Raw genomic sequence first — 13,324 nt, 5'->3', positions numbered from 1 at the left:
CCTCAATCAGCCGACAGAAACGCCAGCACGCGCTCGCTGAACGCATCGCCTGCCTGGACGTTGGACAAATGCGCGGCATAGAACTCGGCGTACTCGGCCCCGCGCACATGCTCCTGAATGAAATGCCCACCGGATGGCGGCGTCACTGCGTCTTCGGTCCCGGCAATCACCAGCAACGGCGCCTTGATCGAGGACAACCGATCGCGGAAATCGGCATCACGCACCGCCGCGCAATTGGCCGCATAGCCTTCGGGCGAAGTGGCCGCGAGCATGTCGGTAATCTGCTTGGCCGCCGCCGGGTTGGCGGCAGAGAAGTCCGGAGTGAACCAGCGGGCAATCGAGGCATCGCGCAAGGCAACCATGGCCGTCTGACCATCACGCAGGACCATTTCGATACGCGGATTCCACACTGACGGATCGCCGATTTTCGCCGCAGTGTTGCACACGATCAGCTTGTTCAGGCGCTCGCCGGCATTGATCCCCAGCCACTGGCCAATCAGTCCGCCCATGGACAAGCCACAGAAGTGCGCGCGCTCGATGTGCAAGGCATCCAGCAAGGCGAGCACGTCGTGGCCCAGTTGCTCGATGCTGTAAGGCCCCGGCGTGACCAATGACTGGCCATGGCCGCGAGTATCAAAACGCAACACGCGAAAATGCTTGGAGAACGCCGGGATTTGCGTGTCCCACATGTGCAGGTCGGTGCCCAAAGAGTTGGACAGTACCAGCACCGGCGCATCGACCGGTCCATCCAGTTGATAATGCAGTTCGCCCTCGGCGAGTTGTACAAAAGCCACAGCAATTCTCCTTCAGGCAGTCAATGCAGAATGTTCGGCCACCGCCCGCTCGACCCAGGTTTGGGCCTGGCCGAGGTAATGGGCAGGGTCCAGTAGATGATCGAGTTCAGCCGCCGACAGCTCGGCTGTCACTTGCGGTTCGTCGCCGAGCACCGCACGCAGGTGACGCTGTTCGGCCACCGCGCGTTTGCAGCAGCGTTCGAGCAGATGGTGTGCGGTATCGCGGCCGACCCGTTGGGCGAGGACGATGCTCACCGCTTCGGCGAGCACAAGGCCCTGGGTCAGATCGAGGTTGTGCGCCATGCGCCCGGCATCCACTTCCAGTCCCTGGGCGATCAGCAACGCTTGCTGCAGGCTGCCCGACACCAGGCAGCAAATCTCCGGCAGGGTTTCCCACTCGGCATGCCACAGTCCGAGACTGCGCTCGTGTTCCTGGGGCATGGCGCTGAACAGTGTCGAGAGCAAACCGGGTACACGCGTCGCCGCGCCGATCAACACCGCCGCGCCCACCGGATTGCGCTTGTGCGGCATGGTTGAGGAACCGCCCTTGCCCGGCGCAGAAGGTTCGAACACTTCGGCGGCTTCGGTTTGCATCAGCAGGCTGACGTCGCGACCGAGTTTGCCAAGACTGCCGGCGATCAACCCGAGCACCGCGCCGAACTCCACCACACGATCGCGCTGGGTGTGCCAGGGTTGCTCGGGCAAGGTCAGTTGCAGTTCTTCGGCCAGCGCCTGGGCAATGGGCATGGCCTGCTCGCCAAGTGCCGCGAGGGTGCCGGACGCACCACCGAATTGCAGCACCAGCAAACGCGGTTTCAATTCAGCCAGGCGTTGGCGACTGCGGGTCACCGCCCCCAGCCAACCGGCGATTTTCATGCCGAGGGTCACCGGCGTCGCATGCTGCAACCAGGTGCGCCCGGCCAATGGTGTGGTCGCGTATTGCCGGGCCTGGGACGCGAGGACCTGCCCCAGCTGCGCCAGATCGCTTTCGATCAGCTCCAGCGCACGACGCAATTGCAGCACCAGGCCGCTGTCCATCACATCCTGGCTGGTCGCGCCCAGATGTACGTAACGCTCGGCCTCGGCATTCTGCGCAGCGATCTGCTTGCCCAGCGCCTTGACCAACGGAATCGCCGAGTTACCCGCCGTGGCAATCGCCTCACCCAACGCCGCAAAGTCGTAGAGCCCGACGCTACAAGCCGCCTCAATCGGCGCGACTGCACTCGATGGTATCAAGCCGACTCGCGCTTGTGCCCGGGACAGTGCTGCTTCGAAATCGAGCATGGCCTGGACCCGGCCCTGATCGCAGAACACTTCACGCATATCGCGGGTAGTGAAATAGGCATCGAACAATTGATTGCCCGGTCGCTGGTTCATAAGCAGTTCCTGAAGGCGCGGGCCTTTGCGACCCGCGCATGAAGATCAAAGATCGTGATGCAGATACTTCGCCTGTTTGGGCAAGAAGTCGAACCATTCGACCAGATTGCCGGACGAGGCACCGACGATGGCGAAGATCCACTTGCTGCGCTCCTCACCGGTGTATAGCGCTGGTCGTTGTCATTGTTTTTCACTCAATGGGGACAGTCAGAGTCTAGACACGCCTCGTAACAGCCCCGTTCCACAGATAGTTCGGCAACACAAATCCACTGTGGGAGCGGCGGTGCGACGATTCGACTTGCTCGCGAAGGCGTAGTGTCAGTCGATAAAAATGTTGCCTGACATACCGCTTTCGCGAGCAATCCCGCTCCCACAGATTTTGCGGTGTTCATTCAATAATCGAAGAACACCGTCTCCGCATCAGTGCCTTGCAGAATCACATTCCACTGATACACACCCGACGCATCCTTCCGGGCCAGCAAGGTACCGCGACGCTCGGCCGGCACGCATTCCAGCAGCGGATCGTTCACGTTGGCCACCTCTCCATCAAAGTAGATCCGTGTCAGCAGGTGCTTCACCAGACCACGGGCAAACACCAGTACCACCAGGTGCGGTGCCTGAGTCGTGCCTTTGAGCCCCTCGACCGTTCCCGGCTTGATGGTCGTGAAACGAAAACGCCCTTCGGCATCCACCGGCACCCGGCCAAAGCCTTCGAAATTCGGGTCCAGGGGTTTTTCCTGGTCGTCCTCCGGATGGTCATACTTGCCCGCGGCGTTGGCCTGCCAGACTTCCAGCATTGCGTCGTTGACGATGTCGCCATTGCCGTCGAGCACTTGCCCGGTGATCGCCACGCGCTCGCCCAGGGTTTGTTCGACGGTCAGGTCTTCGCGGTTCAGCCAGGTCAGGCCGATGTGGTAGTACGGCCCGACGGTGTGGGACGTGGTCGCAGTCAGCGTCATCTTATTTCTCCATCGGCGTGGCGTCGCGGCCGCGCAAAACGATGTCCCAGCGATAACCGAGGGCATAGGACGGGATGGTTTTTTCCAGGTCGAACGAGGCGATCAAGCGCTCTTTGGCGCGGGTATCGGGCACGCAGTTGTAGATCGGGTCGTACGCCAGCAGCGGGTCGCCCGGGAAATACATTTGCGTCACCAGGCGCGTCAGGATGCTCGGCCCGAACAGCGAGAAATGGATGTGTGCCGGGCGCCAGGCGTTGTGGTGGTTGCCCCACGGATACGCACCGGGCTTGATGGTCTGGAACTGGTACCAGCCATCGGCGTCGGTCACGGTACGGCCGGTGCCGGTGAAATTCGGGTCCAGCGGCGCATCGTGCAGGTCACGGGCATGGGCATAGCGACCGGCGGCGTTGGCCTGCCAGATCTCCACCAGAATCCCCGGAACCGGCAGACCGTTTTCGTCCAGCACGCGGCCGTGAATGATGATGCGCTCGCCCTGTGGCTGACCTTCGTGCTGAGCGGTGAGGTCATTGTCCTTCTCGTTGACGCGCTCGGCGCCGACGGTTGGCCCGGTGATTTCCGACAACGAATGGGGCAGAAACACCAACGGCTTGGACGGCGAGCGCAGGTTGGTGGATTGATAGGTCGGATGCAGGTACTCCGGCTGAGTACCCTCCTGCGGGCGACGGTAACCAGGCTTGTCAGTCATTACTCTTTCCTCAGTTCTTGTTAGCCGACAGGGTGTGTCAGACCCGTTCGATTGCCAAAGCCAGACCCTGGCCGACACCGACGCACATGGTCGCCAGTCCTTTCTTGCCGCCGGTCTTTTCCAGCTGATGCAACGCCGTCAGTACCAGACGCGCACCACTCATGCCCAACGGATGGCCCAAGGCAATAGCGCCACCGTTCGGGTTGACCTGGGCGGCATCGTCGGCGATCCCCAGTTCACGCAGAACCGCCAGGCCCTGGCTGGCGAAGGCTTCGTTGAGTTCGATCACATCGAAATCGCTGACTGCCACGCCGAGGCGCTCGGTCAGTTTGCGCACCGCGGGCACCGGGCCGATGCCCATCACCCGCGGTGCAACACCGGCGCTGGCCATGCCCAGCACTTTGGCGCGGGCGGTCAGGCCGTGTTTCTTCACGGCTTCGGCCGAGGCCAGGATCAACGCGGCGGCCCCGTCGTTCACACCCGAGGCATTGCCGGCGGTGACGGTTTTATCGGGGCCGTTGACCGGTTTCAGTCTGGTCAGGGCTTCCAGGGTGGTGTCGGCGCGAGGATGCTCGTCCTGGCTGACCACGGTTTCACCCTTCTTGTGGGCAATCCGAACTTCGACGATTTCTTCGGCGAAGTACCCGGCGGCTTGCGCGACGGCGGTGCGCTGCTGGCTGCGTAGTGCAAAGGCGTCCTGGTCTTCGCGGGAGACTTTGTAATCGTCAGCGACGTTGTCGGCAGTCTGCGGCATCGCGTCCACGCCGTACTGGGCTTTCATCAGCGGGTTGATGAAGCGCCAGCCGATGGTGGTGTCTTCGAGTTTCATGTTGCGCGAGAACGCCGCGTCGGCCTTGCCCATCACGAACGGTGCGCGGGACATCGACTCGACGCCGCCGGCAATCGCCAGCTCCATCTCGCCGCTGGCGATCGCGCGGAACGCGGTGCCGATGGCATCCATGCCCGAAGCGCAGAGGCGGTTGAGGGTCACGCCGGGAATGCTTTGCGGAAGCCCCGCCAACAGCAGCGCCATGCGCGCGACGTTGCGGTTGTCTTCGCCGGCCTGGTTGGCGCAGCCGAGGAACACCTCGTCCACGGCGCTCCAGTCCACCGACGGGTTGCGCTCCATCAAGGCCTTGATCGGCACGGCGGCCAGGTCGTCGGCACGCACCGTCGACAGACCACCGCCGAAACGGCCGATGGGGGTACGAATCGCGTCGCAGATAAAAACGTCACGCATCACGCTTCTCCGGGGGCTTGGCCGTGGGCCGCTGCGGTACGGGCTTCGAGATCGCGCAGCGCGGTCAGCTCGACGTCGGTCGGCTCGGCGGTTTGCTCAACGTTGTCGGCAAAACGGATTGCCCAACCGGTGGCGGCGACCACTTGCTCGCGGGTCACGCCCGGGTGCAGTGCAGTGACCACGAACTCATGGGTGCCGGCTTCCGGCTCCATGATGCACAGATCAGTAATGATTCCCACCGGACCGGCGCCTGGCAGGCCGAGACGCTTGCGCGAATCGCCACCCTCGCCGTGGCCGACCGAGGTAATGAAGTCGAGTTTGTCGACAAAGGAGCGCGCCGACTGCTTGAGGATAATCAACACGCTCTTGGCGGAACCGGCAATCTCCGGCGCGCCACCGGCGCCTGGCAGACGCACTTTCGGCGCGTGGTAATCGCCGACCACTGTGGTGTTGATGTTGCCGAAACGGTCAACCTGCGCCGCGCCGAGGAAACCGACGTCGATGCGTCCGCCCTGCAGCCAGTAGCGGAAAATCTCGCCGGTCGGGACCACGGTGTCGGCGGTTTCCGCCAATTCACCGTCACCGATCGACAGCGGCAATACGCTCGGCTTGGCACCGATCGGACCCGATTCGTAGATCAATACCACATCAGGCGAAGACGTCAGGCGCGCCAGGTTGGCCGCTTTCGACGGCAGGCCGATGCCAACGAAGCACACAGAACCGTTCTTCAAGCGGCGAGCGGCGGCGACGGTCATCATTTCATTGGTGGTGTAAGTCATTACTTCGCCTCCGAAGCGGCGGCCAGTTTGGCCTGGAACTCGCTGAAGTCAGCGCTGCCGTGGATGTATTCGTTGATCCACGCGGTGAAGGTTTCACGGTCGCGGGCAATCGGGTCCCAGGCCTGGTAGAAACGGTTGTCGCGTTCGGTGTAACCGTGGGCGTAGGACGGATGCGCACCGCCAGGTACGTGGCAAACCGCGCTCAAGGCCCAGGTCGGCAGCACGCAGGCGTTCATCGGTGCATTGAGGTCGTCGACGATCTCTTCAACGGTGACAATGCAACGCTTGGCGGCCAGTGCGGCTTCTTTCTGCACCCCGAGAATGCCCCAGAGCAGCACGTTGCCTTTGCGATCGGCTTTCTGTGCATGGATCACGGTGATGTCCGGGCGCACCGAAGGCACGGCGGCGAGCACTTCGCCGGTGAACGGGCAGGTAACGGACTTGATCAGCGGGTTGACCTTCGGCAGGTCGGAACCGGCGTAGGCTCGCAGCACCGCGAACGGCAGGCCGGAAGCACCGGCGACGTAGGCATTGGCCAGGTCGGCGTGACTGTGCTCTTCGATTTCCAGCGGGTGTGGCCACTGTTTCTCGACGGCGTCACGCAGGCGATGCAGGGAGCCGACACCCGGGTTGCCGCCCCAGGAGAAAATCAGCTTGCGGGCACAACCGGCACCGATCAACTGGTCGTAGATCAAGTCAGGGGTCATCCGCACCAGGGTCAGGTCTTTCTTGCCCTGGCGAATGATTTCGTGGCCCGCGGCAGTCGGGATCAGATGGGTAAAGCCTTCGAGTGCGACCGTATCGCCGTCGTTCACGAATTGCTTCACCGCGTCGTGCAGCGAAAGAATTTCAGCCATTGGGGCAGGCTCCCGTTTGTTGTTAACCGACAGTGGAAGAAGGCGCCGATGCGCAGCGCCGGAATGACTGAAGGTTAAGCCTGTGCAAAACACCAAACAATCCGATAATCGAGTAACCGTTCGATAATCGAACATATTGTTGCTCGACTAACAATCCAGATCAAAAGCTTCGCGAGCAAGCCCGCTCCCACAGGTGACCGCGTATCCCTGTGGGAGCGGGCTTGCCCGCGAATGGGTCCTCAAACCAACACGAGATTCCAGATCAGGCGGTCATGTCGCATCCGCATGACTGACCATGCCCTTGATCACAACGGCCGCAGTCGCCAGCGCCGCCGGAATCACCAGCGCCGTCAGCACTTGCTCGAAGTTCCAGCCCAACCCCAGCAGCGTCGCGCCCATCCACGCCCCGAGAATGGCGCCGAAGCGGCCGATCCCGAGCATCCACGACACGCCGGTGGCCCGCCCCTGAGTCGGGTAAAACCGTGCCGCCAGTGACGGCATTGCCGATTGCGCACCGTTGACACACATCCCCGCCACCAGCACCAGCGTTGCCAGTATTGTGATGTTGCCCAGGCTCTGCCCCACCGCGTAGGCAAACACCCCGGCCAGCAGGTAGAAAGTACCGATGACCTTGTGCGGATTGAACCGGTCCATCGCCCAGCCCACGCCCACTGCACTGAGCACGCCACCGAACTGGAACAGCGCGCCGATGAAGGCGGCCTGCTCCATGCTCGCGCCACTGTCACGCATCAGCGTCGGCAGCCAGCTGGTCAGCAGGTAGACGATCACCAGGCCCATGAAGTAGGTCAGCCACAGCAGCAAGGTGCCGACGCTGTAGGTACCGGAGAAGATCACCGCAAACACATTGCGCGCCTTCACGGTTTTCTGTTCCGGCACGCTGAAACTGGACGCCTGGGCCACCATCGTCGGGTCAATAGGCGCCAGTGCCTTGCGCACTTTATCCGTACCGCGGTTACGCACCACCAGGTAACGCGCCGACTCCGGCAGCCAGAACAGCAAAACGACGGCGAGGATGAGCGGCAGGACTCCGCCGATCAGCAGCAGGCTGTGCCAGCCAAAGGCCGGAATGAGTTTGGCCGAAATAAATCCGCCACCGGCCATGCCGAGGTTGAAACCACAGAACATGCTGGTCACCAGCAGGGACTTCTTACGCTCCGGGGTGTACTCCGACAGCAGAGTCGTGGCGTTCGGCATGCCGGCGCCCAGGCCCAACCCGGTTAAAAAGCGCAATACCAGCAATTGCTCGACGTTGGTGCTGTAGGCCGAAGCCAGGCTGAAGGCACCGAACAACAACACCGCCCCGACCAGTACGACTTTTCGCCCAAAGCGGTCAGCCAATGGCCCGGAGCCCAGTGCACCAAAGACCATGCCGATCAGAGCCGCGCTCATCACCGGGCCGAGGCTGGCGCGATCGATTCCCCAATCCTGCGACAGAGCCGGCGCAATGAACCCCATGGCCGCGGTATCGAGGCCATCGAGAAAGACAATCAGGAAACACAGGATGACTACACGCCACTGGTAGCGCGAAATGGGTTGAGCATTGATGAAGGACTGCACGTCAAGGCAGTTTCCTACAGCAGACTGGGGCTGGTTCATTATTTTTATTCCGTGGATCACAGTCGAAAAGGGGCCAGCGGAGGCTGACGCAGACGCGACAGTAATGATCCACAGGAAACAGCGTCAATTCGCCAGACGCAACTCTGTGCGTTTATCGAACAGCTTAGGTGAACAGTTGGGTACTGAGGTCGCGGCTGGCACTCAGCAGGCCGGGCAGGAAGCGTTGTTCCAGCTCGTTACGACTGACTCGCCCGGCGTGGGTGCTGACATTGAGGGCCGCGACCACCTGGCCGGAGGCGTCGTACACCGGGACGGCAATCGAGCGCAGCCCCTGCTCAAGCTCCTGGTCGACGATGCACCAGCCTTGCTGTCGCACCTCTTGCAGGCATTCGAGCAATGCCTCGGGGGTGTGAATCGTGCGACTCGTCTTGGCCTGCAGTTCGGCGTGCTCCAGGTATTCGCCCAGCGACGTGTCATCCAGCGCGGCCAGCAGGATCCGTCCCATCGACGTGCAATAGGCCGGCAGGCGCCCACCCACCGACAGGTCCACCGAAATCAGGCGCTGGGTGGTCGCGGAGCGGGCGATGTACAGAATGTCATCACCTTCCAGCGTGGCCATGTTGCAGGCCTCGTGCAGCTGTTCGCTCATGCGGTCCAGATAAGGCTGGGCGGACACCGCCAGCGGCGTTGATGACACATAGGCATGGCCGAGGGTCAGTACTTTGGGCAGCAACGAATAGGTGCGGCCGTCGGTGGTGGCGTAGCCGAGTTTGATCAGGGTGTGCAGGCAACGGCGCACGGCGGCGCGGGGAATTTCCGTGCGGTGGCTGATCTGGGCGATGGTCAGGTGCCGTTTGCGCTCCTGGAACGCCTGCACCACAGCCAGGCCACGGGCCAGGGACGTCATGAAATCCGGGTCGCCGGTCAGTGCCTGGATCCGTTTGGCCGGTGAGGCAACGATGGGGGGAGCCACTGAAGCGAAGGAATTACGCATTTGATCGTTCATACAAGGTCCTTTTACCCACTCGGATCAGCGACTATTACAAAGGGCTACCGCCTGACGCTCAAGCCCGGCCCGCCAACTCCGGGCGATTATCGAACGCTCGACCGATAATCGCAATCTACCGTATCAATCACCGGGTGCGCTGATATCTGTTTTTCGCTGAATCACGAACGCGTTTACAGCCGATCGCCCCAAGGCCTTAATGAGGCATTCTAAATACCGTAACTTGTTCGACTTAATGGCGTCAGAAAGGCATCGCAGCAATCAGGGATCAGTCGACGTTCTAGTGGAATGTAAAGTTTCGCACAACAAAACTGCCCCGCCCAAGACCCGCTTTTAACTCTTTGGATATAGTGTTCTTCAAATAGGCCGCTATAATACAATTCAGTAGCGCTCCGGTTTTTTTACTTGCCGGAGCTGCTGCCCGGCAATGCGATGTTCCATCGCCGTTGCTCGTTGCAAGCGCCAGATCTGCATTGCACCGCCTTGCCCGTGCGCTTGCTGAAACAGGAAACTGAAGCTACGTCAGCTATTTATCTCTGGTGCCGTGGCCGCCTGTGACATGGAAGTATTGATCCCGGTTGTTGCCAAAACGATGCCTTGACGGGCATTGTCATTCGACGGACGTGATCAATCGATTTGATGCAGCGCGTTTTCACCAGAATTTATCTCAACTCAATCAGGTAGCACTGTGACGAAAGACGAACTGCGCGCGGAACTAGAGCGCCAGGAACAACGCTACAAGGAAGTTTACGGCGGAGAAGTCACCACTTACGCCGCTCAACCCGAACCGGAACGCAAACCCTGGCGTAAACGCGCCACCGTTCAGGATCAGGTTTTCCAGCAAGAACTTGAAAAAATGGAAAAGGAACTCAAAGCCGAAGAGCCATGACTGCTTCGGCCTGATCCTTACAAGGACCTGCCTCTGCACCTGTTAAAAGCGGGATGTATGGAGGTCGCCTTGCGCGCCCGCTACGAGCGGGCAGCGGCCACTGCCCTCCCCGGATGAAGGCAGATTTTGATATCTGATGTATTTCTCAGATATTTCGCACAGGCATTCGACCCCATCCTTCAGCCGTGCGCCTCCCTTGCTATGGCGATCTTTTCTAGCAAAATCAATAAGTTAAAAAACACAGCAAAACCCTTGGGTTTTGGGTGCCGCGGCAAAAAAATTCGTTGAAGAATGTTACCGATGAGCAGCTAGTGCATTGATTAGCAGTCTTTTCTGGCATAATCGCGCCCCCTTATGACCGGGTCAGAAAACCTTCATGATCGATTTATTCAGCGGACTGGATGCTTGGGTGCTTGTGAGCCTCTTGCTCGCCCTGGCCTTTGTCCTCGCCTTCGAGTTCATCAACGGCTTTCATGACACCGCTAACGCGGTGGCCACCGTTATCTACACCAAAGCCATGCCGCCTCACCTGGCGGTGTTTTTCTCCGGGGTGTTCAACTTCCTCGGCGTGCTGCTGGGCGGGGTCGGCGTGGCGTATGCCATTGTCCACCTGCTGCCGGTAGAACTGCTGATCAATGTGAACACCGGTCACGGACTGGCCATGGTGTTCTCATTGCTCGCCGCCGCCATTACCTGGAACCTGGGCACCTGGTACTTCGGTATTCCCGCTTCCAGTTCCCACACGCTGATCGGTTCGATCCTCGGTGTCGGCCTGGCCAACGCCCTGATCAACGAAATTCCGTTGGCCGACGGGGTGAACTGGCAAAAGGCGATCGATATCGGCATGTCACTGGTGTTCTCGCCAATGGCCGGCTTCCTGATCGCCGCGCTGATCCTGATCGGCCTTAAATGGTGGCGCCCGCTGTCGAAGATGCACAAGACACCGGAACAGCGCCGCAAGATCGACGACAAGAAACACCCGCCGTTCTGGAATCGCCTGGTACTGGTGATCTCGGCCATGGCCGTGAGTTTCGTGCACGGTTCCAACGATGGCCAGAAAGGTATCGGCCTGATCATGCTGGTCCTGATCGGTATCGTGCCGGCCCAGTTCGTCCTCGACCTGAACAGCACGACCTATCAGATCGAGCGGACTCGCGACGCGACCCTGCACCTGAGCCAGTTCTACCAGCGCAATTCCGAAACCCTGGGTGAATTCCTGGCCCTGGGCAAGAGCCTGGATGGCGATCTGCCGGAGAAATTCCGTTGCAACCCGCAACAGACCGAACCGACCATCACCGCCCTGCTCGGCACCCTCAAGGGTGTAGCCGACTACCATTCGCTGTCGGCGGAAAGCCGTATCGAAGTCCGTCGCTACCTGCTCTGCCTGGACGATACAGCGAAGAAAGTCAGCAAGTTGCCAACTCTCGGGGCCCGTGAAAAGGCTGACCTGGACAAGTTGCGCAAAGACCTGACCACTACCACCGAATACGCCCCGTTCTGGGTGATTCTGGCGGTTGCACTGGCCCTGGGCCTGGGCACCATGGTCGGCTGGAAACGCGTGGTACTGACCATTGGCGAGAAGATCGGCAAGCAAGGCATGACTTACTCCCAAGGCATGTCGGCGCAGATCACCACCGCCAGCCTGATCGGCATGGCGAACATCTTCAGCCTGCCGGTTTCCACCACCCACGTGCTGTCCTCTGGCGTGGCAGGCACCATGGTCGCCAATAAAAGCGGCCTGCAAGGCGGCACCGTCAGAACCATCCTGCTGGCCTGGGTATTGACCCTGCCAGCCACCGTGGCCCTGTCGGCCGGGTTGTTCTGGCTGGCCTCGAAGGCACTTGGCAGCTGATAAGCAGCCAAACGAAAAAGGCGCGCTCCGCAAGGAACGCGCCTTTTTTATTGCCATAATTGTCGCCACACCACAAATCATTGTGGGAGCGAGCTTGCTCGCGATAGCGGCCTTGCAGTCAATATAGATGCTGAATGTTATGGCCTCATCGCGAGCAAGCTCGCTCCCACAGGGTTTGCGTGTATCGATAGAGTTTTACAGGCAAAAAAAAGGGCAACCGAAGTTGCCCAAAATGCCTTGCGTGCTCATTACATCCAGAAAGAACCACGGTTATTTCCGCTTGTGCGAATCCTTCCAGATAAAAAGTCCGAAACCTGCAAAAAATACAAACATGAGGCTGACAGTCAGCACTCCGGCGATCACCACGTTGTCGAAAAACATGACGCGTCTCCTGCACTTGCCCTGTTGCGATAGGGCTAAGTTAACCAAACGGGCAGGAGAGAATATTGACCGGGATCAATGTCGCCCGAGACTGGGCAAGAGGAAGGGAAAGGTTTGACCCGCATCAATGAATGCGGGGGAGGAGGGTCAGCGTTTTTTCGGTTTGTTTTTCGGCTTTTTCTTCACCTTGCCCAACGGCATGGCTTGTTCGAACGCCTGGCGAACTTCATTGAGTCGTTTGTCATTGAGGTCATGAACACGCTTGGCGCGTTCCGCGTTGAGGTCAATCAGTTTGTCGTCTTGGCTCATGGCAGTCAGTGCATCGCTTGAAATGAGTTTCAGCCACCGTAGCGTTCGGCAACCCTGCGCCAATAATGCGGCCTGACGACCGCGCTGACCAGCCGTGTACTCAAATCTCGATGTCGACCCACAACCCCTGCCGCGGCTGATCTTCCATCAGCGGCGCCACCGGCACGGTGTTGTCGGCATTGAGTTCATCGCCGGGAATCGCCAGGTGTGCCTCGGGATCATTATCAGCCTCGTGGCGACGCCGTTCCTGCTCCTGCCTGCGCCGCTGCTCCTCGCGCAGCACCAGCCCGTCCTCTTCAGGATTGCGCTTTTGCAGGTCGATGGTGCTTTCACTGGAGCTTTCCTGCACCGGCACCACCGGTGGAATATCCGGGCGCTGGCGGATCGGATCAGTCTGTGAAGTGATCGGCACGGCACTCAAGGGAAGCATCGGTGGCAGCATGGTTTTCGGTCTCCTGTCAGCAGGCTGTCGGCTGCGGGGATGGCGACTTGAGCCATCGGTCGCAAACTGTGACCCAATTGGCACTCATTAGTGCACTGAGCGGCGCGTCATGCACAGGTGGGCTAACGTTTGACTGTGAGTTTTTCTGAGAGTCC

General features: G+C 60.3%; 14 protein-coding genes and 1 pseudogene. 2 read left to right on the top strand and 13 right to left on the bottom strand.

The annotated features are described in order from the left end of the window. Positions 1–2: 2 nt before the first annotated feature. The 10 genes and pseudogenes from pcaD to pcaR form a co-directional block, all read right to left on the bottom strand. A complete protein-coding gene (pcaD, locus tag BSF40_RS10855; protein WP_095965109.1) occupies positions 3–794 on the bottom strand; it encodes a 3-oxoadipate enol-lactonase in 792 nt (263 codons plus the stop codon). Positions 795–806: 12 nt separating this feature from the next. Then, positions 807–2,171, bottom strand: coding sequence for a 3-carboxy-cis,cis-muconate cycloisomerase (locus BSF40_RS10850; protein WP_095965108.1), 1,365 nt, complete (start codon positions 2,169–2,171; stop codon positions 807–809). Positions 2,172–2,255: 84 nt separating this feature from the next. Beyond that, positions 2,256–2,355 (bottom strand): annotated as a pseudogene (locus BSF40_RS33010) (hypothetical protein); the annotation flags it as partial. Between the two features lie 208 nt (positions 2,356–2,563). Then, positions 2,564–3,130 (bottom strand): protocatechuate 3,4-dioxygenase subunit alpha, encoded by a 567-nt coding sequence (gene pcaG / locus BSF40_RS10845; protein WP_095965107.1) that lies wholly within the window; start codon positions 3,128–3,130, stop codon positions 2,564–2,566. 1 nt (position 3,131) lies between these two features. Then, positions 3,132–3,836, bottom strand: a complete 705-nt coding sequence (pcaH, locus tag BSF40_RS10840; RefSeq protein WP_007976686.1) for a protocatechuate 3,4-dioxygenase subunit beta — start codon at positions 3,834–3,836, stop codon at positions 3,132–3,134. Positions 3,837–3,873: 37 nt separating this feature from the next. Continuing rightward, complete coding sequence (pcaF, locus tag BSF40_RS10835; RefSeq protein WP_172435688.1) at positions 3,874–5,079, bottom strand: 3-oxoadipyl-CoA thiolase; 1,206 nt, start codon at positions 5,077–5,079, stop codon at positions 3,874–3,876. Continuing rightward, entirely contained in the window at positions 5,076–5,855 is a 780-nt protein-coding gene (locus BSF40_RS10830; protein ID WP_015093847.1) for a CoA-transferase subunit beta, read from the bottom strand. Before BSF40_RS10830 ends, pcaF begins: the two co-directional genes overlap by 4 nt. Continuing rightward, the gene (locus BSF40_RS10825) at positions 5,855–6,712 is read right to left on the bottom strand and encodes a CoA transferase subunit A (protein ID WP_007976681.1); all 858 of its coding nucleotides are present in this window, start codon (positions 6,710–6,712) and stop codon (positions 5,855–5,857) included. Before BSF40_RS10825 ends, BSF40_RS10830 begins: the two co-directional genes overlap by 1 nt. A 270-nt stretch (positions 6,713–6,982) precedes the next feature. Next, positions 6,983–8,329, bottom strand: a complete 1,347-nt coding sequence (locus BSF40_RS10820) for an MFS transporter (protein WP_095965105.1) — start codon at positions 8,327–8,329, stop codon at positions 6,983–6,985. A gap of 124 nt (positions 8,330–8,453) precedes the next feature. Beyond that, a complete protein-coding gene (gene pcaR, locus BSF40_RS10815) occupies positions 8,454–9,296 on the bottom strand; it encodes a pca regulon transcriptional regulator PcaR (protein WP_095965104.1) in 843 nt (280 codons plus the stop codon). Between the two features lie 688 nt (positions 9,297–9,984). Between pcaR and BSF40_RS10810 the strand changes: the two genes are divergently transcribed. Together BSF40_RS10810 and BSF40_RS10805 are read left to right on the top strand one after the other, a co-directional pair. Further along, positions 9,985–10,185, top strand: a complete 201-nt coding sequence (locus tag BSF40_RS10810; protein WP_007976673.1) for a hypothetical protein — start codon at positions 9,985–9,987, stop codon at positions 10,183–10,185. 376 nt (positions 10,186–10,561) lie between these two features. Then, positions 10,562–12,037 carry an inorganic phosphate transporter gene (locus tag BSF40_RS10805; RefSeq protein ID WP_057400798.1) on the top strand — a complete coding sequence of 492 codons (1,476 nt, stop codon included), beginning with the start codon at positions 10,562–10,564 and terminating at the stop codon, positions 12,035–12,037. A 270-nt stretch (positions 12,038–12,307) separates the two neighbouring features. Here BSF40_RS10805 and ccoM read toward each other — a convergent pair whose 3' ends face one another. The 3 genes from ccoM to BSF40_RS10795 all read right to left on the bottom strand — a co-directional run bounded on the left by ccoM (position 12,308) and on the right by BSF40_RS10795 (position 13,169). After that, the gene (ccoM, locus tag BSF40_RS33370; RefSeq protein WP_007976669.1) at positions 12,308–12,418 is read right to left on the bottom strand and encodes a cytochrome c oxidase subunit CcoM; all 111 of its coding nucleotides are present in this window, start codon (positions 12,416–12,418) and stop codon (positions 12,308–12,310) included. Positions 12,419–12,565: 147 nt separating this feature from the next. Next, positions 12,566–12,727, bottom strand: coding sequence for a hypothetical protein (locus tag BSF40_RS32705; RefSeq protein WP_086776977.1), 162 nt, complete (start codon positions 12,725–12,727; stop codon positions 12,566–12,568). 100 nt (positions 12,728–12,827) lie between these two features. Next, positions 12,828–13,169, bottom strand: coding sequence for a hypothetical protein (locus tag BSF40_RS10795; RefSeq protein ID WP_008054180.1), 342 nt, complete (start codon positions 13,167–13,169; stop codon positions 12,828–12,830). Positions 13,170–13,324: the final 155 nt, after the last annotated feature.

The organism is Pseudomonas sp. ACN5, assembly GCF_002303975.1.
GTDB classification, from domain to species: domain Bacteria; phylum Pseudomonadota; class Gammaproteobacteria; order Pseudomonadales; family Pseudomonadaceae; genus Aquipseudomonas; species Aquipseudomonas laurylsulfatiphila.
This window is presented reverse-complemented; position numbering and strand designations above follow the sequence as displayed.